The 21,312-nt window shown below is 38.0% G+C and carries 22 protein-coding genes and 1 pseudogene; 15 read left to right on the top strand and 8 right to left on the bottom strand.

Annotated features, from left to right (window positions below; all coding sequences use genetic code 11):
* Positions 1-33: 33 nt before the first annotated feature.
* Both R3F25_00385 and R3F25_00380 read right to left on the bottom strand, forming a co-directional pair.
* A complete protein-coding gene (locus R3F25_00385) occupies positions 34-1,455 on the bottom strand; it encodes a 3-hydroxyacyl-CoA dehydrogenase (protein MEZ5495288.1) in 1,422 nt (473 codons plus the stop codon).
* Entirely contained in the window at positions 1,455-2,246 is a 792-nt protein-coding gene (locus R3F25_00380; GenBank protein ID MEZ5495287.1) for an enoyl-CoA hydratase-related protein, read from the bottom strand. Before R3F25_00380 ends, R3F25_00385 begins: the two co-directional genes overlap by 1 nt.
* A 45-nt stretch (positions 2,247-2,291) precedes the next feature.
* On the opposite strand from R3F25_00380, the gene R3F25_00375 reads away from it, so the two are divergent.
* Entirely contained in the window at positions 2,292-2,879 is a 588-nt protein-coding gene (locus R3F25_00375; protein MEZ5495286.1) for a transferase hexapeptide repeat family protein, read from the top strand.
* A gap of 16 nt (positions 2,880-2,895) precedes the next feature.
* A complete protein-coding gene (locus tag R3F25_00370; GenBank protein MEZ5495285.1) occupies positions 2,896-3,693 on the top strand; it encodes a hypothetical protein in 798 nt (265 codons plus the stop codon).
* Positions 3,694-3,695: 2 nt separating this feature from the next.
* Here R3F25_00370 and aroE read toward each other — a convergent pair whose 3' ends face one another.
* Genes aroE through R3F25_00355 form a run of 3 tightly spaced genes read right to left on the bottom strand, consistent with a single transcriptional unit; the run spans position 3,696 to position 5,919 of the window.
* Positions 3,696-4,496, bottom strand: coding sequence for a shikimate dehydrogenase (gene aroE / locus R3F25_00365; GenBank protein ID MEZ5495284.1), 801 nt, complete (start codon positions 4,494-4,496; stop codon positions 3,696-3,698).
* Positions 4,489-5,481: a porphobilinogen synthase gene (gene hemB / locus R3F25_00360; GenBank protein ID MEZ5495283.1), complete on the bottom strand. Its 993-nt coding sequence runs from the start codon at positions 5,479-5,481 to the stop codon at positions 4,489-4,491. Before hemB ends, aroE begins: the two co-directional genes overlap by 8 nt.
* 12 nt (positions 5,482-5,493) lie before the next feature.
* Complete coding sequence (locus R3F25_00355) at positions 5,494-5,919, bottom strand: VOC family protein (GenBank protein ID MEZ5495282.1); 426 nt, start codon at positions 5,917-5,919, stop codon at positions 5,494-5,496.
* Between the two features lie 291 nt (positions 5,920-6,210).
* On the opposite strand from R3F25_00355, the gene ccmE reads away from it, so the two are divergent.
* The 5 genes from ccmE to R3F25_00330 are packed head-to-tail and all read left to right on the top strand — an operon-like array spanning position 6,211 to position 10,675.
* On the top strand, positions 6,211-6,666 hold the full coding sequence (gene ccmE / locus R3F25_00350) for a cytochrome c maturation protein CcmE (protein ID MEZ5495281.1): 456 nt from the start codon (positions 6,211-6,213) through the stop codon (positions 6,664-6,666).
* A gap of 2 nt (positions 6,667-6,668) precedes the next feature.
* Positions 6,669-8,606, top strand: a complete 1,938-nt coding sequence (locus tag R3F25_00345; GenBank protein MEZ5495280.1) for a heme lyase CcmF/NrfE family subunit — start codon at positions 6,669-6,671, stop codon at positions 8,604-8,606.
* Positions 8,603-9,133: a DsbE family thiol:disulfide interchange protein gene (locus tag R3F25_00340; protein MEZ5495279.1), complete on the top strand. Its 531-nt coding sequence runs from the start codon at positions 8,603-8,605 to the stop codon at positions 9,131-9,133. Before R3F25_00345 ends, R3F25_00340 begins: the two co-directional genes overlap by 4 nt.
* Before the next feature lies 1 nt (position 9,134).
* The gene (locus tag R3F25_00335; GenBank protein MEZ5495278.1) at positions 9,135-9,530 is read left to right on the top strand and encodes a cytochrome c-type biogenesis protein; all 396 of its coding nucleotides are present in this window, start codon (positions 9,135-9,137) and stop codon (positions 9,528-9,530) included.
* On the top strand, positions 9,527-10,675 hold the full coding sequence (locus R3F25_00330) for a tetratricopeptide repeat protein (protein MEZ5495277.1): 1,149 nt from the start codon (positions 9,527-9,529) through the stop codon (positions 10,673-10,675). Before R3F25_00335 ends, R3F25_00330 begins: the two co-directional genes overlap by 4 nt.
* Before the next feature lie 39 nt (positions 10,676-10,714).
* On the opposite strand, the gene moaB is transcribed toward R3F25_00330, so the two are convergent.
* On the bottom strand, positions 10,715-11,242 hold the full coding sequence (moaB, locus tag R3F25_00325) for a molybdenum cofactor biosynthesis protein B (protein ID MEZ5495276.1): 528 nt from the start codon (positions 11,240-11,242) through the stop codon (positions 10,715-10,717).
* A gap of 89 nt (positions 11,243-11,331) precedes the next feature.
* Between moaB and R3F25_00320 the strand changes: the two genes are divergently transcribed.
* On the top strand, positions 11,332-11,889 hold the full coding sequence (locus R3F25_00320) for a molybdenum cofactor guanylyltransferase (GenBank protein ID MEZ5495275.1): 558 nt from the start codon (positions 11,332-11,334) through the stop codon (positions 11,887-11,889).
* Here R3F25_00320 and R3F25_00315 read toward each other — a convergent pair.
* Both R3F25_00315 and R3F25_00310 read right to left on the bottom strand, forming a co-directional pair.
* The gene (locus R3F25_00315) at positions 11,886-12,587 is read right to left on the bottom strand and encodes a protein phosphatase 2C domain-containing protein (GenBank protein ID MEZ5495274.1); all 702 of its coding nucleotides are present in this window, start codon (positions 12,585-12,587) and stop codon (positions 11,886-11,888) included. The two genes, R3F25_00320 and R3F25_00315, sit on opposite strands and share 4 nt — an antisense overlap.
* 72 nt (positions 12,588-12,659) lie before the next feature.
* A complete protein-coding gene (locus R3F25_00310; protein MEZ5495273.1) occupies positions 12,660-14,006 on the bottom strand; it encodes a transglycosylase SLT domain-containing protein in 1,347 nt (448 codons plus the stop codon).
* Positions 14,007-14,118: 112 nt separating this feature from the next.
* Between R3F25_00310 and R3F25_00305 the strand changes: the two genes are divergently transcribed.
* The 7 genes and pseudogenes from R3F25_00305 (at position 14,119) to greA (ending at position 21,133) form a co-directional block, all read left to right on the top strand.
* Positions 14,119-14,511, top strand: coding sequence for a DUF6165 family protein (locus tag R3F25_00305; protein ID MEZ5495272.1), 393 nt, complete (start codon positions 14,119-14,121; stop codon positions 14,509-14,511).
* A gap of 176 nt (positions 14,512-14,687) precedes the next feature.
* Positions 14,688-14,915, top strand: coding sequence for a hypothetical protein (locus tag R3F25_00300; protein MEZ5495271.1), 228 nt, complete (start codon positions 14,688-14,690; stop codon positions 14,913-14,915).
* 79 nt (positions 14,916-14,994) lie between these two features.
* Complete coding sequence (locus R3F25_00295; GenBank protein ID MEZ5495270.1) at positions 14,995-15,648, top strand: hypothetical protein; 654 nt, start codon at positions 14,995-14,997, stop codon at positions 15,646-15,648.
* 64 nt (positions 15,649-15,712) lie between these two features.
* The gene (locus R3F25_00290) at positions 15,713-16,084 is read left to right on the top strand and encodes a hypothetical protein (protein ID MEZ5495269.1); all 372 of its coding nucleotides are present in this window, start codon (positions 15,713-15,715) and stop codon (positions 16,082-16,084) included.
* Positions 16,085-16,248: 164 nt separating this feature from the next.
* The gene (gene carA / locus R3F25_00285; protein ID MEZ5495268.1) at positions 16,249-17,430 is read left to right on the top strand and encodes a glutamine-hydrolyzing carbamoyl-phosphate synthase small subunit; all 1,182 of its coding nucleotides are present in this window, start codon (positions 16,249-16,251) and stop codon (positions 17,428-17,430) included.
* The gene (gene carB, locus R3F25_00280) at positions 17,423-20,665 is read left to right on the top strand and encodes a carbamoyl-phosphate synthase large subunit (protein MEZ5495267.1); all 3,243 of its coding nucleotides are present in this window, start codon (positions 17,423-17,425) and stop codon (positions 20,663-20,665) included. The genes carA and carB overlap by 8 nt, the downstream gene beginning before the upstream one ends.
* Positions 20,662-21,133 (top strand): annotated as a pseudogene (gene greA, locus R3F25_00275) (transcription elongation factor GreA). The gene carB and the pseudogene greA overlap by 4 nt, the downstream one beginning before the upstream one ends.
* Positions 21,134-21,312: the final 179 nt, after the last annotated feature.

Raw genomic sequence — 21,312 nt, 5'->3', positions numbered from 1 at the left:
CAATCCCCGAATTTCGGTTCGGGGAATTTTGTTTTATAGAATTTGCTTCCTCAACCAGGCTGATGCCCGGTAACGGTCATCACCAAACCATTGATAAAGATTATCAAGCGTTTCAACAACTTTGGAAATACCAATCCTTTCAGCCCAATCAATCAGACCGATGGGATAATTCACGCCTTTTTGCATCGCTAAATCAACGTCTTCTCTGCTACAAACACCGTTTTCAATGGCATCAGCGGCTTCATTGATAAGCATGCAAACTGTTCTCATGGCAATCAAAGCCGGATTATCATCAATAACAACAACCTGTTTTCCGGCGTTCTGAATGAGTGCGACTATTTTTTGTTTAGTATCTTGAGGAAAATTCGGAGCGAAAGCAATCGTCAAAATCCCTGCTTTTTCATAATTCAGACACAAATCAAATTGTGCAATCGGCTTTGCTTCCTGACGTTGCGAACAAGTTTGTCCATTACTGAGAGCGACTAAGCAACCTTCAATTTCAATTTCATAATGTTCATTGAGTTTTTCAAAAGGATTGGAAATCTCTTCATCGAGTTTGTACAAGTTTTCATATCCGATACAATCACTCAGCTCTGAGTTTTGATAATCGTAAAAGCCCAGTCCACTTTTTCGCCCAAGCATTCCGGCATAAACCATTTCTTGTTGAATTAGTGATGGCTTGTATCGAGGATCATAAAACATTTCTTGATACACCGTCTTGCTGACGGACAGATTGACATCAATTCCAATCAAATCCATAAGTTCAAACGGTCCCATACGAAATCCGGCGGATTTCATCACACAATCAATGGTTGCATGGTTGCTGACTTGTTCTTGCAGCATTTTCAGAGCTTCGCCATAAAAAGGACGAGCCACACGATTGACAATAAACCCCGGAGTCGATTTGGCTAATACCGGCATTTTTTTCCAACTTCGGCATAACTCTAAACCATCTTCCAAATTTTCCTGAGAGGATTTCAGCCCGGCAATCACTTCGACCAATTGCATGACCGGAGCTGGATTGAAGAAATGCAAACCAATCATGTTTTCAGGTTGATTCAAAACGGATGCAATCGCTGTCACAGAAATCGAAGATGTGTTTGTCGCATAAAGAGTATTTGCATTACATTTTTCTTGTAACTCTTTGAAAAGGTTTTGTTTTATTTCTATATTTTCAACAATAGCTTCAATCACTAAATGACTATCACTTAATTCTGATAATGTCGTTACGATTGAAACATGGTCATTTACTTGTTGACTGAGTTCTTTTGAAATCTTGCCTCTTTGGACTCTGGAGTTGAGTCTGTCCATCATTTTTTGTTTGGACTTTTCGGCAAATTCAGAGTTCAAATCATAAACTTTTACATTGTGTCCCGCAGTTGCTGCTACTTCAGCAATTCCCATGCCCATAGTTCCTGCACCAATGACAGCGACATTTTTAAATTTTTCAAGCATTATGAACCTTTAAAGTTTGGTTTTCTCTTTTCAGTAAAAGCATTCACACCTTCTTTAAAATCATGGGTTAAGCCCATTAATCTTTGCACATCTCTCTCTGCATCCAATTGCTCATCATAAGTATTTTGAAAGGATTTCTCCATGAGCTCTTTGATATTTGCTAACGCTAATGTTGGTCGATTGGCAATCGTACTAACCAATTGATTCACTTTGTATTCAAACACTTCATCTGCATAACTCGCATAAATCATTCCCAATTCTTCAGCTTTTTGTGCTGAAACAGGTTCTGCAAGCATGGTTAGAGCTTTGGCTCGAGCCAAACCGATGAGCTTGGGTAAAATCCAGGTGCCATTACAATCCGGAATCAAACCGACTTGCGAAAAAGACTGGATAAATTTCGCCGATTCTTTGGCTACCACAATATCACAATTCAGCGCAATATTGGCTCCGGCTCCGGCAGCAACTCCATTCACTGCACAGATTATCGGTGCTCTGATTTTTTTCAGAATTCTAAGATTCGTGTTATAACCTTTTTCCAATGTATCACCCAAATCCATCGGCTGATCGGTTTTTCTTTCGCCTAAATCTTGTCCGGCACAAAATCCACGACCGGCACCAGTTAAAAGCACACAACGTAAATCATCATTCGCGGCAACAGATTTCAAAATCTGAAAAAATTCCGCATGCATGGTTTTTGAAAAAGCATTGAGCTTATCAGGTCTGTTAAACTCGATGCGAGCAACATGGTTCTCAACACTAAAGTTGATCGTTTCATAGTTATGATTAGTCATTTGGCAAGATTGTATTTTTGTTCAGCAGAGATTATACTCATTTGCATGAAAAATATCTATGAAATTGACGGAGTCAAACCGGTCATTCACCCATCCAGTTTTGTGCATCCAACAGCGGTCATCATTGGTTCGGTACAAATTGGCAAGAACTGCTATATCGGACCAAATGCCTCAATTCGTGGCGATTATGGTACGATCATACTCGAAAATGGAGTCAACTTTCAGGATATGTGCGTAGCACATGGTTTTCCAAATGGAGTAACTCTACTCAAAGAAAACGCTCATGTCTCGCATGGAGCGGTGATTCACGGTTGTACCATTGGTAAAAACTGCATGGTAGGAATTCAATCCGTCATTATGGATAATGCCGAAATTGGTGATGAGTGCATGATAGCTGCCCTCAGCTACATCAAACCCAACTTCAAAGCCCCTGCCCGCTCCATCATCGCCGGAATTCCCGCTGAAATCAAACGCCAGGTCACCGACAAAGAAATCCAATGGAAAAGTGAAGGCACGGCACTTTACCAACAACTCGCCGTCAGAAGCCTTGAAAGTATGAAAGCTTGTGAGCCGTTAACCGATATTTCTCAACAGAAAAAACTGGATGTGAGGAAATTTAACCCTCTGAAATAAAAAGAAATTTACAAATATGAAATCTATGAAAATATTTAAGTTCCTACAGATGGTGTTGGTATTGCTGTTAACCTTTTCACTCCATGCTGAAACATATGGTGGTGAATTCTTTACAATTCAACAATGTGTTCAAACAATTAAAATGCAAACTCATTCATCAAAAATGAAAATAACAACTGATAAACCTGATCAGGTGTCTGGATTTACATCAACTGGTTTATTTTTTGATTGTAGCGTTAAGAGAACTGGAACCAAAGGGACATTTGTGTATGGATACTACATGACAGAAGATGAGAACAAAGGCCTAAGTTTGTTTCCAATTATTATTGGTATAATATTTGGGGTATTGGGACTCATTATATTATTTGCACTAATTTCAGAAAAACAAAGTAATGAAAAGTTTGATAAATTAGTTAAATTAATTCCAGAGTTCGATATATCCAACAAAATAGTTGATTATATGGGTACTAAAGCTATCTATTTAGATAAAAATTCAAAGAAAGCAATACTGTTTGATACTGACAAACAACAAAAAATCACGGAATCAGTTGTCGAGTTTAAAGATATTGAAAAAATTGAAATATACGATAATTACAAACTTATTATGACTACTTGTAAAGAATCGAAAATTCAGAAGTCAAAAGAAACTACGACTAATTTTTCCTTGAAAATTTCTGGAAAAAGCCTTCTAAATGGAGAGTTTAAACTTTTCTTGGCAAATCCCAAATCTAAAAAAGGAGATGTTTTACACGAGGCATATTTTTCAAAGATTGAAGAGATTTTTACAACATTATCAGAATATATTGAGAATTGAGATTAAAACAAGACTTTTTTAGTTTCCGGTTTTTTTCCAAACCAAATCTCAAAAGCAACTGCGGCTTGTTCGATAAGCATTCCAAGTCCGTCATAGGCTTGAATTTTCATTGAATCACAAAAGTCCAGAAAGGGTTTGGCGGCTTTGCCGTAGCTGAGGTCGTAGCCTAGAGTTTTTGAGTGGTAATGATGTTGTTTGAACTTGAGAGTTTGTCCTTTATGGCCGAGTGAACTGGCGTGGATGATAAGGTCGAAGGATTGATCGAAGTGATTGAGTTCATCAAAGGTCATAGATTTAGAATTGTTGTAAACAGCTATTTTTGCGGCTTTTTCGATACTTCTGTTGGCAATAACTAATGATTTTGGCTGGTTTTTCATGATTTCAGGAACAATTCCTTGTGCAGCTCCTCCGGCTCCCAGAATCAAAATACTCTTACCGTTACAGTCAAAGTGACAGCGGTTGAATAAATCATTGATAAAGCCGATTCCGTCGGTATTTTCTCCACAAATTTGTCTTTCGTCATTCAAATATAGTGTATTGACAGCTTGTGCCTGCTTAGCAGTTTCTGAAATATCACCAATAGATTCAATAACTTGTTGTTTATGCGGAAGTGTCACATTGGCACCATGTCCACCATTTTTGAAGAAATCAATGACCGCTTGATGCAAATTTTCTGATTCTACTTTTATTAAATCATATTGAATTTTCAAACCAAATTGTTCAGCAAAATTCTGGTGAATCTTTGGCGACAAGCTATGACTCACCGGATTACCGAATAAAGCTAATTTGTAGGTTTTACTCATTGAGATATTCTAAAACCCGATCGGCATAATAAGTTAGAATCGCATCGCACCCTGCTCTTTTAAAACAAAGCAAACTTTCAAGAATCGCTTTTTTCTCGTCTAAAAAACCATTATCTATCGCACTTTGCAGCATCGCATACTCGCCACTCACCTGATAGGCAAAAACCGGTGTGTTAAATGTTTCTGATGCCGATTTAATGATATCAAGATAAGGCAATCCGGGTTTAACCATCACCATATCTGCTCCTTCATCAATATCCATAGCGATTTCATCCAACGCTTCTTTGCCATTGGCGGGATTCATCTGATAGTTTTCCTTGGTGCTTTTTCCCAGATTTCCGGCAGAACCGACTGCATCGCGAAATGGTCCGTAAAAACAACTGGCATACTTTGCCGAATAAGCCAGAATCGAAGTGTTGATATAACCATAGGATTCCAACGCTTCACGAACTTTCAGAATCCGTCCGTCCATCATATCTGACGGAGCGACAATATCCACACCGGCTCTGGCATGTGAAACCGCTTGTTTACAAAGAACTTCGACCGTTTCATCATTCAAAACATAGCCGCTTTCATCAATCAATCCATCTTGCCCATGAATTGTAAACGGATCGAGCGCAATATCAGAAATCACTAAAATATCAGGCAGTGCCGATTTAATTTTGCGAATGGTTCGTTGCACCAAGCCGTCAGAGTTATAAGCCTCTTCTGCCAGTTCCGATTTCTTTTCGGCGGTCACTACCGGAAACAACGCCACGGCTTTCAAACCCATTGAATATAATTTTGTGAGTTTTTCAACCAACAAATCTTGCGATAAACGATAAACGCCGGGCATGGATTTTATGGATTCTCTACGATTTTCGCCTTCAAGCACAAACACCGGCCAGATTAAATCTGATGAATTCAATGTATTTTCAGCGACTAAATCTCTGATTGATTGGGTGTATCTGAGCCTTCTTTTTCGGGTTAACGGATATTTTTGCATAAGTATTTCAATTTATTTCTTAAATAACTCTTCTTCAATATTTGCGAATGCTTTGAATTCTAACGCATTTCCACAAAAATCGTATAAAAACATGGTCGCTTGTTCACCAACTTGTCCTTCAAAGCGAATATAAGGTTCAATAACAAAGTCCAGATTGTGGCTTTCCAGCTTATCTCTGAGTTGTTTCCATTGTTGCATTTCCATAACAATTCCGAAATGCGGAACAGGGACACTTTTACCGTCAACCGGATTATGATGCTTTTCATCATTGTTGTTTTCAGTTAGATGGCAAACCAACTGATGACCGTAAAAATTGAAATCAATCCAGATATCACTACTTCGGCCTTCTTCACAGCCTAAAATTTCACCATAAAACTCACGAGATTTCTTTAAGTCATTAACCGGAATTGCCAGATGAAAGGGTGTTAATGCATTCATAATTCTATTTTCTGTTGAAATAATTAAATAAAGCATTATATTAGCATCAACTAATATAATCTATTGGTTCATTGAATGAAATTTAAAATATTAAAGTCAGTCATAATTTTGATACTCCTGTACATTTTTGTAAGTACAGTTTTCATGGAAAATAACACTTCGGTATCAAACTTACTCGGACTCAAAGGATTATACTGCGATAAAAAATAAATTCACTCATTTATCTACTTTTTTCAAATGCATAAATTGCTCTGACAAGATATAATATCCAGTCCAAATTTTGAGGTAAAAATGACTCCAACACGAAAAAAACGCCTGTTAGCTCTTTCAGTGATACTTTTGGGCGTAGCCATTGCCACCGCACTGATATTAACCGCATTCAAAGAAAACATTCTGCTCTATAAGTCCCCAACAGAAGTTCATAATGGCGATTATCCAAAAGAAGGTCGGAATTTCCGTATTGGCGGAATGGTGAAAAAAGGCAGTATTGTCAAGTCAACAACATCTCTGGATGTGGATTTTGTAGTGACTGATTATGCCAAAGACATCGCAATCAAATACACAGGTCTTTTACCTGATTTATTCAGAGATGATCAAGGTGTCGTAGCCATTGGCAATCTGGATAAAAATAATGTTTTCCATGCGGAAGAGATATTAGCAAAACATGACGAAAACTATATGCCTCCTGAAGTTGCTGACTCGCTGAAAAAAGCCAAAGAAAGCCCGGATTACAAAGGAAAGGATTAACAATGCTTGCTGAAATTGGACAATTCACCCTCGCCTTTGCACTGGTTGTTTCCTTATTGCTGACAATATTACCGATTTGGGGATTTTATACAAATAACTCACAGTTGATGAAAACAGCACGTCCATTGGCGTATTTGCAACTGATTTTCACATTGACTTCATTTTTAATTCTGGTGACATTATTCGTGATTCAGGATTTTTCTGTGGCTTATGTCTGGCGAAATTCAAACCTGATTTTACCGGTTCGTTACCGAATTTCTGCAACCTGGGGAGCTCATGAGGGTTCCATGTTGCTTTGGGTGACAATTCAGGCATTATGGACTGCCATGGTTGCATTGTTCTCAAAATCTTTGTCTCTGAAACAAATTGCCAGAGTTTTAGCTATTCTGGGTGTTATTTCTTTGGGATTCGCAGCATTTGTTTATATCACTTCCAATCCTTTCTTAAGGACATTTCCCGCACCGATGGATGGCAATGATTTGAATCCGCTTTTACAGGATATTGGTTTGATTATTCATCCGCCAATTTTATACATGGGATATGTTGGTTTATCAGTTCCGTTTGCATTATCAGTTGCAGCATTATTGGGTGGAAAAATTGATGAAAACTGGATTCGCTGGTCTCGTCCGTGGACAAATATTGCCTGGGGATGCTTAACTCTAGGAATTGTCCTTGGAAGTTGGTGGGCTTATTATGAGCTCGGCTGGGGCGGCTGGTGGTTTTGGGATCCGGTTGAAAATGCGTCATTTTTACCCTGGCTGGCAGCGGTTGGTTTGATTCACGTTCAGGCTGTGAGTGAAAAACGCAATGCTTTCCGTGGTTGGACGGTATTATTGGCAATCATAGCATTCAGTTTGAGTGTACTAGGTACTTTTTTGGTTCGTTCAGGTGTATTAACCTCTGTTCACGCCTTTGCAAGTGATCCAACGAGAGGTGTTTTCGTCCTAGCACTACTTGCAGCTTATGCCGGTGGTTCGTTGTTTCTTTATGCAATAAGAGCGCATAAACTTAAATCTGCCGGAGGGTTTCAGCTCAGTTCCAGAGAAACGATGCTGTTGATAAACTCAATTTTATTCATAACAGTTTGTTTTATGGTTCTAATGGGAACATTATTCCCGCTGATTTTTGAAGCATTTGATAAAAAGATTTCTGTTGGACCACCCTATTTCGGTTCAATGTTTTTTATGTTTATGATTCCGGTAGTGATGATGTTGCCTTTGGGTGTTCTATATCGCTGGCGAAAAGATGAATTTATCCGAATCATTATGAAATTGATTCCTGCTTTTGTGGTTTCAGTTTCTATGACATTACTTGCGGTTTGGTATTTTAAAGGATTAAATATTAAAGCCACCTTAGGTGTTTTTGCCTCTTTTTGGGTATTCACTTCGATACTGTTTGCACTGAAGAGCAGTTGGAAGTTAACTCGGGGATTATGGGGAATGCATATTGCTCACTTTGGCTTTGCTGTTTATCTCTTTGGAGTTTCCATGACGGAACATACAGATTTCGAGATTGACACTTTGATGTATCCCAATGAAGTGCAAATGGTTCAGGGTTATTCCGTTGAATTTAAAGGTGTGGAGCAAAAACAAATCGAGAACTATATGGCAGATGTCGGACATTTCGTTGTTACTAAAAATAATGAACACGTTGCAGATATGAATCCGCAAAAACGCATTTATTTGCGTCGAAGCAATCCAATGACCGAAGCGGCGATTGACCCTGGATTCACCAGAGATTTGTATATTTCACTGGGCGAACAAATCAACGATAATGGCGGTTGGGCTGTTCGGGTTTATGTTAAACCGTTTATTCGCTGGATGTGGGGTGGCGGTTTACTAATGATGATTGGTGGTTTTTGGGCGGCATTTGACCGCAAGTACAAATTGCATGCCAAGCAAGTTCAGAAACAAAATATTGAGAATTACCTGAAAGCATGAATAGAACTGTCATTAAAGCATTGATTCCATTGGTGATTTTTATTGGTCTAATTGTGCTTTTATACAATGGGCTTGGGAAAAACACCCGACTCTTGCCATCGGCTTTGATTGATAAACCGGTTCCAAATTTTTCAGTTCCTGCACTATTGTCTGACAAAACGATTACAAACGATACATTAAAAGGGCAAATGTATTTGCTCAATGTTTGGGCAAGTTGGTGTCCGAATTGCCGAATTGAGCATCCGATGGTTACAGAGTTTGCACGACAAAAAATCATTCCGGTTTATGGTTTGAATTATAAAGACGAAGAAGCGAACGCTAAACAATGGCTCAAACAATTTGGCAACCCTTACACCGATATTTTGGTTGATAAAGATGGTCGGGTTGGAATTGATTTCGGAGTGTACGGAGCTCCTGAAACATTCCTGATTGATAAGAATGGAATTATCAGACACAAAATTGTAGGTGAATTGAACCCGCAAAACATACAAAATGAAATTTTGCCATTAATCAAAAAATATCAGTAATATGAGAAAACCTATCTTAATCTTTTTGTTTTTTTCTGCGTTCGCAAATGCAATTGACATTCACGAATTTGATACCGAACAACAACGTCTCGATTATCAGCAACTCACAGAAGAGTTACGTTGTCTGGTTTGTCAAAATCAAAATATTGCAGACTCTGATGCCGGATTAGCCAAAGATTTACGCAATGAAGTCGCTAAAATGGTCAAACAAGGTCAAAATCAGCAACAAATTACCGATTATATGGTTGAAAGATATGGAGATTTCGTGCGTTACTCTCCGCCCATGCGCATGGATACAATTATGCTTTGGGTTATGCCTTTTATCGTATTATTGATTGCCGCTTCTGTGCTTATTATCAGCATTCGTAAAAACAGCAAAACCGAGGAAAAATCATGACTCTGCAAACCTATTTGATTTTTTTCGGAATCGGAATTGTTGGCATTTTCCTGTTTTGGTTGTTCTATAAAGGCACATCCAATGATTCTTTACAAGCACAAAAATATCTGATTAAAAAAATCAAAGACAAATCTATATCAGCGGATGATCGAAAAGACTATGAGACAAAACTGGCTCATGTGTTGCAAAAAGAAGAAAACAACAGTTTCAAGCTTATTGCTGTTATCTTATTACTGGCACTACCTTTGAGTATTTACTTCTACACTCAACGTGGGACACCCCAGGCGATGACTACAAATATAGCCCAGCAAAACTCACAACAACCACAAATGAGTTTAGAAGAAGCTGTTGCTCAACTGGAAGAAAAGCTCAAAGAAAATCCGGATGATATTGATGGTCAAATGCTGTTGGCACGAACTCAGTTTTCTATGAAAAATTATGATAAGGCAGTCACAGCTTATAGTAAAGCCAATGAGTTGGCTCCTAATGAATCAGTGATTCTCACAGAACTCGCCGAAGCAATTGCTTTAAAAAACAACAAAGGAACTTTTCTGGGAGAACCCGAACAGTATTTAGCGAAAGCTTATGAACTCAATCCACAAAATCAAAAAGCAATCTGGCTTTATGGTATGACATTCTACGAAAAGCAGGATTATGCAAAAACACTTGAGTTATGGACCGGTTTGTATGAAATGATCAGTGATGAAGGTGCGAAAAAGCAACTTGCTGAGCAATTAAATGACATTCGTTCTAAACTGGATATGCCGCTCATTGAAGAACCTGTTTATGAAACTCTAATCACTGCAACGGTTGATATTTCTGAGTCGTTGAAATCCCAGTTACAAGGAAAAGAAGCACTACTCTACATTTACACCAAAGAAACACAAGGTATGCCAATGCCAATTGCTGTAATAAAGAAAACGATACAACTTTCTGATTTCCCAATGAATATTTCAATGAGTGATGCTCAAAATTTACAACCGAATCGAAAATTAAGTGAATTCAAAGAGGTGGTCATTGGTGCAAGAATCAGCTTTAGCGGTAATGCTATGGCTCAGAAAGGTGATTTATTGTCTTCTGAGCAAACAATTCCACTCAGACAAGAAACAAATGTAGATATTAATATTGACTCTATAAAAAATTAGATTGACCCTGAAACGAGTTCAGGGCGACAGGACGTTTTATTATTTACTTGAGTTCTTTGCTAAATGCTCAACAAAATTACACGGACGGTGACTGGCATCGAGTTGTTCGACAAGAATTTTATCCCAAACGGTTTTGCAAGCATTTGGTGAACCAGGCATACAAACCACCAGAGTGGCATTGGAAATTCCGGCCAAAGCTCTGCTCTGCAGCGTTGAAGTTCCGATTTCACCATAAGAAATCTGTCTAAACAATTCACCGAATCCGTCCACTTTTTTAATTAATAAAGGTTCAACAGCTTGAGGCGTATTGTCTCGAATAGTGAAACCGGTTCCCCCGGTGATAAGTATCACATCAACATCATCTCTGAAAATCCAATCACTCACCACTTTACGAATATGAAAAACATCATCCTTGGTAATTAATTTTTCAACCAAGCGATGTCCAGATTGTATAAGTCGCTCCTTAAGAACAGCACCTGATTTATCATCTTCTTCGGTGCGAGTGTCACTCACAGTATGGATAACAATATTCAATGGTTTAAATGGCATAGATTGTTTATGAGACATAATTTAAATTAGAAAAATAAGCAGGTAAATTATAATTCAAATTAAAATACTTCCCAAACATCGTACCTGACTTTTATAATATTTCAGTAATGAAAAATTCTATAAACGTTGATTATTGTGGTGTAGTTCTTTGCGGCGGACAGTCTCTTCGCATGGGTGAAAATAAGTCTGAATTGATATTCAACTCAAAAACATTTCTGCAAAATTCTTTAGATTTGCTTCAAAAATCAGGTATCAATAAAATACAAGTTAGTGGTCAAAGCGGTATTGTCGACAAATATAAAAACAAAGGCCCTTTAGGTGGCATTTTGACTTGTATGGAAGAAATTCAATCCGATTATTTACTTTTTATTCCGGTTGACATGCCTCTACTCACGGTTGATGTGGTCTTGGAATTGATGAAGATGTCAGCAAAATACGATATCTCCTACTTTTCTGGTCAAGTCTTTCCTTTTACAATCAAAAACTCACTTGAAAACAGGCAAAAGATGAAATCATTAATAGAAAGTGACAAGTTATCAATTCAAAATTTATTTAAACAACTTAATGCCAAGTCAATCCAGCATTCAATAGAAAGTGAAATATTTTACAATGTAAACACCAGAACAGATTGGAATAAAATTCAAAAAATTAGAAAATCAGATTAATCTTTATTTTCAATTACAAGAACAGTAATATTGTCCGATCCGCCACCTTTCAAGGCTGCAACCATGAGATGATCGGTAATTTCCTGAGGATGTATCGGCTTAGACATGATTTCCTCAATAATGCTATCCTCGACTTCTTCTGTTAATCCATCGCTGCATAGCAAAAATTTATCACCTGAAAGTAAATCTCCTTCCGCCAGAGAAATATGAATTTCTGAATTATCGGTTACACCCAATGCCTGTGTGACGACATTGCGGTGAGGATGCGTTCTTGCTTGTTGTTCCGTTATTAGTTTTTGGTCAACCAATTCCTGAACATAAGAGTGATCAGTTGATACTGGGGATAATTTACCGTTTCTTAACTTATAAATCCGACTATCGCCCACCCATGCCGCATAAAATTTATGACCTCTAACAGTTAGAATAACAACCGTTGTTCCCATCGGCAAGTCGCCACCTCTTTCGTAGGAGCTATCAATGATTGTTTGATTAGAGTGAATAATACAATCCTTAAGGCTTTCTCCGGATTGATAATGATGTAATATTGAATCACGCGCCATTGCACTGGCTAATTCACCATGATCATGACCTCCCATACCATCAGCGACCATCCAGATGTTTTCACCCACACCATAAGTATCCTCATTGTGATCTCTTTTAATTCCGGTATGTGTAGCATGTCCTATTTCAAAGCTCATTTTTTATAACACTGTCAAACTGAAAAGATTCTATCATTAATTCTAGCTTGAATAAATAGTTAATAAACATTTCTATATTTGTTGTTTCCATTGTAACAATTTTTGATAAACACGGATGTTTTCAACATATCTAACCGCCGTTTTACCATCGACATTAAATCCATCCATATCATTCAATTCTGGTAAATGTTCTTTGACATCTTCCCAAATATCCGGGTTTTTGCCATTCATTTGAGTAATGACTCTCGCTTTTTCTAGGTTTCCATAACCAATATTATATGCTGCCAAGGCAAAGTAAGTTTTGTCCGGTTCTGAAATTCTTTCAGGAATGGTTTGTTTCATTTTAAGGAAATGTTTCACACCGCCTTCGAGACTTTGGAAAGGGTCAAAGCGATTTTTGACCCCTTGTTCCTCTGCAACCGCTTTTGTCAACATCATCAACCCTTTGACCAATGTCGGAGACACCGCATCGGCATTCCAGTGTGACTCTTGATAACTGATAGCGGCCAGTAATATAGGATTGATGCCATATTTCTCAGCAACGGTATCAATAAGAGGTTTGACTTCTTGCCACCGCTTGTTATAGTTTTTCATAAATTGAACGGTATCAGCCGGCTTGCTTTTGGGCAGAGTTTGTTGCAGAAACTTCTTGTAGCGATTGACTTTGTTCTGAAAGATGTATTTTTTGAGATACTTATTCAGTTCTACGATTAGAGAGTCATCATTTAAATTTTTATTATAAAAAACCAGACTCTGTTCATTAGATACTTTTTGACCTAACCTTAATTTAGGGACATAACTTCTAAAAATATTGTAAATGCCAATATCTGCCAGTGTGTAATCTATTTTTCCATACATGACATCTTGTAAAAGTTCATAAATACTTTCACCATTATACAGTTCAATATTCGCCTGTTGATTTTTTATCAACGATGTAGCAACAGCACCATAGGACGAATTCTCAAGCACCACACCGCGATACTCCGGCAAATATTCCAAGCCTCTGATTTTGGGTTTTCTTAATGAACTGATGATATGAACAGATGTTTTATCATAAGCATCAGATGCTTTATATTTTGTTAATCTTTCTTTGGTCAAGCTCAAATGACCACCGACTATGTCTATATTCTCACTATCATATCGTTTGAAAAGTTCATAGTTGGAATTTGCTGACAATGTTATCAAATTGATATTATTTTCCTCACAAAAACCTTTGAGAATATCATGCTCCAATCCAATAATACCATCCAATGAATTGTAATAAGTCAACGGACTGGGGCGAGTAATCCAGCTTAAATATCCTTTCTCTTTTATCTTTTGCCATTGTGTAAGACTATTTGCAGGGCTTGTTAGAAATACAAAAGACAGGATAATGAGAAGAATTCTATTTAAAGAAACTTTATAGTTTGAAGCTATCAAGAATTCATTAACAATATAGAAAAAAACAAAGTCTAACCTGCGAAAGCATAATATCAAAAGAAATTTACCCTAAATTTAAGTATAATTCGGGATTTTTAAGTCGGAAAATAATATGAACATTGTTTCAGCACCGGTCTCTTTTGGAGAATTACTCGATAAAATTACTATTTTGGAAATCAAAGCCAAGCATATTAGCGATGCTGAGAAACTCAAGAATGTCAATCATGAACTCCATATTTTGACTCAAACATGGCAAGAAAATGTTGAATCAAGTTCACAACTTGACGATTTAAAATCTCAACTCACAAACGTCAATCAAGACCTTTGGAATATTGAAGATGCTATTCGCATGAAAGAAATGAAAAAAGAGTTTGACGATGAATTTATTCAGATTGCCCGTAGTGTGTATTTCCAAAATGACAAACGTGCAACCGTTAAAAAAGAAGTGAATGCCCTGCTCGGTTCCGATTTAACCGAAGAAAAATCTTATCAGGATTATACATAAATAAAACTCTTTATATCTTATTGATATTGAAATAATTTATTTACATAACTCCACCTTTTCATGTTGCTAATGGTGGCACCGTTAGCTTAAACCCGGGATATGACGGCAGTGCCGATACCAATATGTTTACTGCGATGAGTTCAACTTTTAACGGACTGGCGACGGCACAGTTCTGAATGACTGTTGACATCACCCATGTTGTAGATCAAGGCTTTGGTTTGGGCAATTATTTATCTCAGATTGAGATTCAAGCAGAAGATATGGGCCAAATTATCTATGATTTATCGGAACACGGAATTGACCCTGATCCAAATTGTAATAACGTTCCGACAGAAACTGGTGAAAATGACCCAACCTTATTCAGCTATGATTTTGACTTGATCTTTAAAAACGGCTTTGAATAACCAATAATTTTGAATTCAATGTCATAAATATTGTTATAAATTCGTAATTCACTATTAGAAAGTCTTTAAATAGTGAATTATGAATACAACAATTATAATGGTCATTTTATTTTTGGCATTGTGTCTGTACTTGGGTGCTTGTTCGGTCAATGGCTGGCAACAACAGTTAGATACCGACAGAGATCTGCCTTGGTGTGATGCTGATACTAAAGTCTTTTTAGAAACCAAACAAACCTCTGCTCCGTTTTCCACAACCGGATACCAAACACATTGGCGTTGGGTTACCAAAACATCGAGACCAAATCCCTCGGCTTATGGACGAATGATTGATGAATTTTTTAAAGAAAACAATTATTTGGAGCTATGGCCAAAATCCGGTTCTTACGTTGGAACTGATGAAGGTACAAAACAGTTTATCAATGCTCCATACATCATCGAATTTGCTTCCGTTGAACCGCTTGTTGTGTTTATGCGACCTGAAATTGCAGATAAAGATGGTAAAAAGTATCGACCTGACTTACTGACTTCAAGACATCTCACCAACTATTTTTATTACGGAACTCGTTTTTTATATCACCCAGACACGTTATGGTTCTCACCTGATTTGAATATTCAGCCAAAAAAACTAAATTTAGAAATAAATTCTCAGGTCAAACTCAATCTCGGTAAAACCAAATTGTTATTAAAAGAACAAAATGGCGAAGTTATCATTAGTCGGGTTTCAAATGATTGAATTTCGATGTCATAAAAAATACCTAATTTTCGTAATAAATCATAATACCAAAACAGTGAACAATATGAATGAATTCTTAGCTCTAATATTTGTACTTTTAACATTTAACACATTTGCAGGAAATAATGATATGACACCACAAGATAACAAAAATATGAGATTAGTACTGGTTAAACAGCAAACAAACGGTGTAAATATCGTAGTGGGGCTAAAAACTGTCCCCGAATATTTTAACGGTACAATTGAAGAATACTGTCTGGAATTAGCCAATAAGCTGGCAAATGACTCTACAGTTCTCACATTTAAACCGTTAAAAAGCGGAAAATCCTACTCAGTTGCTTCTTTAACAAGCGGTTTTATCAGCTTCCAGCCTTTTTCGTCAGATGAGGGTATTGAAAATTCAAAGTTATTAGAAGAGTTTATCAAGTCGAACTAAATTTGAAAGAGACTTTTGCTGTATTCCGGAATTAAAAATCAACTGGAATACAGCTTATAACCATAATTTCTAAAACCAACTAAAATAATCCAAGAATACTTAGACTAAAAACCACGTTTAGTTTAGAATACACTCCCAGCTTAATATTTCTTTTTCCTGATCTTATGCAAGTAGATAATTTAGACTCTGTGCTTTTCGCTGGGCAAAAAAAAGCCATTCTGGCTCTCGAAGATGGAACAATATTTCATGGAATATCAATAGGTTATCAAGACATTGATACTAGTTTTTCTGTTGGTGAAGTTGTTTTTAACACAGCAATGACCGGCTATCAGGAAATCTTATCTGATCCGTCTTATTGTGAACAAATCGTCACCCTCACCTATCCTCATATCGGTAATACCGGTTGTAATTCAGCTGATAACGAATCGGATAAGACTTATGTCAAAGGATTGATTATTAAGGATTTACCCAAACTGGCGAGTTCATGGAGAATGCAGGAGTCACTTGAGGAATACTTACAAAAAAACAAAATCATGGCAATTGCCAATTTGGATACTCGTGAACTGACAAAAATTTTGCGCACTAAAGGTGCACTTAATGGTTGCATCATGAATCAAAATATTGATGAGAAGTTAGCTTTACAAAAAGCCAAAGAGTTTGAGGGTTTGAATAATCTGGATTTAGCAATCAAAGTGACTTGTGACAAACCCTATCAATGGCAACAGGGGGAATTCGACTTAACCTCCAATCAATTTGCTGAGTCCAATACCAGGAAATTTAAAGTGGTTTGTTATGATTATGGTGTTAAACATAACATTTTACGCATTCTTTCTTCCTTGAATTGTGAACTGCATGTCGTTTCAGCAGATACCGATGTTCAAACTGTTCTGGATATGAAACCGGATGGAGTTTTCTTATCAAACGGTCCGGGAGACCCTGCAGCTTGTGATTATGCCATAGAGAATGTCAAAGCGTTATTGAATACAAAAATTCCAGTATTTGGAATTTGTCTGGGGCATCAGATTCTGGCATTAGCCAGCGGAGCAAAAACTGAAAAGATGAAATTCGGGCATCATGGAGCTAATCATCCCGTTCAGGATTTACAAACAAAGGAAGTGATGATTACCTCGCAAAATCATGGGTTTGCAGTTTCTGAAGATGATATTCCTGATACCTTACAAATCACTCACAAATCATTATTTGATGGCTCAGTTCAGGCGATTCGTCGAACCGATTGTTTTGCTTACAGCTTCCAGGGACATCCCGAAGCCAGTCCCGGACCCCATGATGCCAAGAAAATATTTATGCCGTTCATAGAAAAAATGCAGGAGAATGCCAATGCCTAAAAGATCCGACATTAAAAGCATTCTGGTATTGGGAGCCGGTCCGATTGTGATTGGACAAGCCTGTGAATTCGATTATTCCGGTACACAAGCCTGTAAGGCTTTACGCGATGAAGGCTATCGGGTTATTTTGGTAAATTCAAATCCGGCAACGATAATGACCGATCCGGAAACGGCGGATAAAATTTTTATCGAGCCAATCAACTGGAAAACAGTCGCTAAAATTATTGAGCAAGAGCGTCCTGATGCTCTGCTCCCAACAATGGGTGGTCAGACAGCGTTAAATTGTTCGTTGGATTTGGTTTCACAAGGTGTTTTGGAAAAATTCAATGTGGAAATGATTGGAGCCACTCGCGAAGCCATTGATATGGCGGAAGATCGTGAATTGTTCAAGGAAGCAATGACTGAAATTGGACTGGGAACACCTTTATCATTTTTGGTTCATAATATCGAAGAAGCCAGAGAGGCACAGAAAAAAATCGGCTATCCGGTAATCATTCGCCCCTCGTTCACTATGGGTGGCAGCGGCGGTGGAATTGCCTACAATCTTCAGGAATTTGAGGAAATTACCGCAAATGGTTTGTTGCAATCACCGACGACCGAGGTTCTGCTTGAAGAGTCTTTGTTAGGTTGGAAAGAATTTGAAATGGAGGTTGTCCGTGACAAAAACGACAATTGCATCATTGTTTGTTCGATAGAAAACCTCGACCCTATGGGTGTTCATACCGGTGATTCAATCACTGTTGCACCGGCGCAAACACTGACAGATAAGGAGTATCAAGAGCTTAGAGACGCCTCTTTGGCTGTTTTACGCAAAATAGGTGTGGATACCGGCGGTTCAAATGTTCAATTCTCAGTCAACCCGGAAAATGGTCGAGTCATTGTTATTGAGATGAATCCACGTGTTTCACGTTCCTCAGCATTGGCATCGAAAGCAACCGGTTTTCCAATTGCCAAAGTGGCAGCAAAACTAGCTGTTGGCTACACTTTGGATGAATTGCAAAATGAAATCACCGGTGGTGCAACTCCGGCTTCATTTGAGCCAAGTATAGATTATGTCGTTACAAAGATTCCTCGCTTCGCGTTTGAGAAATTTGCCAATGCGGATGATCATTTGACCACACAAATGAAATCTGTCGGTGAAGTGATGGCTATTGGGCGCAATTTTAGCGAATCCTTGCAAAAAGCACTTCGAGGTATGGAAACAGGCCTGAATGGTTTGGGTTCACTTATCAATCAGGATGATATTGATGAAGGTTTTGATTTAAACAAAGAACTGAGAGAACCAACTGCTGACAGGCTTTTATACGTTGGCGATGCTTTCCGCTTGGGTTATAGCATTGAAGAGGTTTACCAGATTTCTAAAATTGACCCTTGGTTTTTAAATCATATTGAAAATTTAATCAATATTGAAAAAGCCTTGAATGGTTATCCTGTTGATAAGCTCTCTAAAGAACAACTTTTAGTATTGAAACAATATGGTTTTTCAGATTCTAAAATCAGCGAATTGCTTTGCATATCCGAATCTGAATTAACAAAAATCAGACATGGAATGAATATTCGTCCGGTTTACAAGCGTGTGGATTCCTGCGCGGCTGAATTTGATTCTCCGACCGCCTATTTTTATTCCACTTACGAGCAATTTTGTGAAGCTGAGCCAACTGATAATAAGAAAATTATGATTCTTGGTGGCGGTCCGAATCGAATTGGGCAAGGAATTGAGTTTGATTATTGCTGTGTTCATGCGGCTTTATCGCTGAAAGAAGCCGGATTTGAAACTATTATGGTGAACTGTAATCCTGAAACGGTTTCAACTGACTATGACACCGCAAATCGTTTGTTTTTTGAACCATTGACGCACGAAGATGTGATGGAAATTGTTCATCTGGAAAAACCAATGGGCGTGATTGTGCAATACGGTGGGCAAACCCCACTAAATCTTGCGACTGAATTAAAACAATCCGGTGTACCAATTATAGGTTCACAACCGGAATGCATTGATATGGCGGAAGACAGAGAGTTGTTTAAAGCCATGTTAGATAAATTAGGATTAAAACAACCTCCGAATCAAATTGCCAAAAGTGTAGAACAAGCACTGAATTTGGCTTCACAAGTCGGTTATCCGCTGGTTGTCAGGCCATCATTCGTTCTTGGTGGTCGAGCCATGGAAATTGTTCACAACGACAAAGAATTGAATAACTACATGCATGAAGCCGTTAAGGTTTCCAAAGATTCACCGGTTTTATTGGATCGATTCCTTGATCATGCCACTGAAGTTGATGTTGACTTAATATGTGATGGTGAGGATATTTTGATTGGCGGAATTATGGAGCATATTGAGCAAGCCGGTGTGCATTCGGGTGATTCTTCCTGCTGTATTCCTCCTTTTTCGTTATCCAAAGAGGTTCAGGAAGAGCTTGGACGACAAGCTGGACTCATGGCAAAAGAATTGGGGGTTGTCGGCTTGATGAACACTCAATTTGCTATTCAGGGAAGTGATATTTATATTTTGGAAGTTAATCCCAGAGCTTCAAGAACAGTTCCGTTTGTTTCAAAAGCATCCGGCTTGGCTTTAGCAAAAATTGCAGCATTATGCATGGCAGGAGTCAGCTTAAAACAACAAGGGGTGAAAGAGCGTTTGAATCTTAAACACTTTTCAATCAAAGAGCCGGTTTTTCCTTTCCTCAAATTTCCCGGGGTTGACCCGATTCTCGGACCTGAAATGCGTTCAACAGGTGAAGTCATGGGCGTTGGTCCGACATTTGGCGCGGCTGTTGCACGAGCCAAACAAGCCAGTGCTACTCACATGCCACTGCAAGGAACAGCATTTATCAGCGTTAGAGAGGCCGATAAAAAATCAGTTGTCCCTTTAGCTGAAAAATTGCAACAAATGGGCTTTGAACTGGTTGCAACCGGCGGAACTTGTGATTTACTGCGCAAACATGGTTTATACTGCGAAAGAGTGAATAAAGTTGCCGAAGGCCGCCCTCATATTGTTGACAAAATTAAGTCAGATGAAATAGACTTCATCATCAACACAACCGAAGGATCAAGAGCCATTTCGGACTCTTATTCCATACGCAGAGAAGCCTTGCAGCATCGAATTAATTATTCGACAACCATATACGGAGCTGCAGCAACATTGGAAGCGTATAAGCATTTGAATATAAAAGAAATTTATTCACTCGATGAATTGCATGATTTGGTGAACAGGACTGAATTGAGGAAAAATAGATGAGCAGAGCTCCATTGACTGCAAAGGGTGCAGAGAAATTATCGGAAGAATTAAAAAGATTAAAAACCGTTGAAAGACCAAGAATTATTGAAGCGGTAGCAGAAGCCCGTGCACACGGTGATTTAAAAGAAAATGCCGAATATCATGCGGCACGCGAAGAGCATGGCTTAAATGAAGCTCGGATTAAATTTCTGGAAGCGACTATTTCCAATGCTCAAATTATAGATGTTTCTTCTTTAAATGTCGGCGATAAAGTTGTTTTCGGCGCGACTGTGGAACTTGAAGATGACGATGAAAATATCGTTAAATATCAAATTGTTGGTGATGTCGAGGCTGACATCGTCACGGTCAATTTCAATCTCTTCACCTATTGCCAGAGCACTGATTGGCAAAGAGGTCGATGATGAAATTGAAGTCCAGACTCCCGGTGGAATTAAAACCTACTATTTGGTGAGTGTGGAGTATAAATAATCAATCAAAAGACTCATTACAGAAAACTTTTAATCGTTCAACTTTAATTTGGTATTCAGAGTTGAATCTTTAAGTAGAGAAATTATTTTTTTTTTCGATATCTTTTCTTTTGCTCAAATAAAAATAGTTTTTCTCTGTAATCACTTGTTTCAATATTACCGTCGCTCAAAAATATACTC

It is taken from the genome of Gammaproteobacteria bacterium (assembly GCA_041395445.1).
GTDB lineage: Bacteria > Pseudomonadota > Gammaproteobacteria > Xanthomonadales > Marinicellaceae > NORP309.
This window is presented reverse-complemented; position numbering and strand designations above follow the sequence as displayed.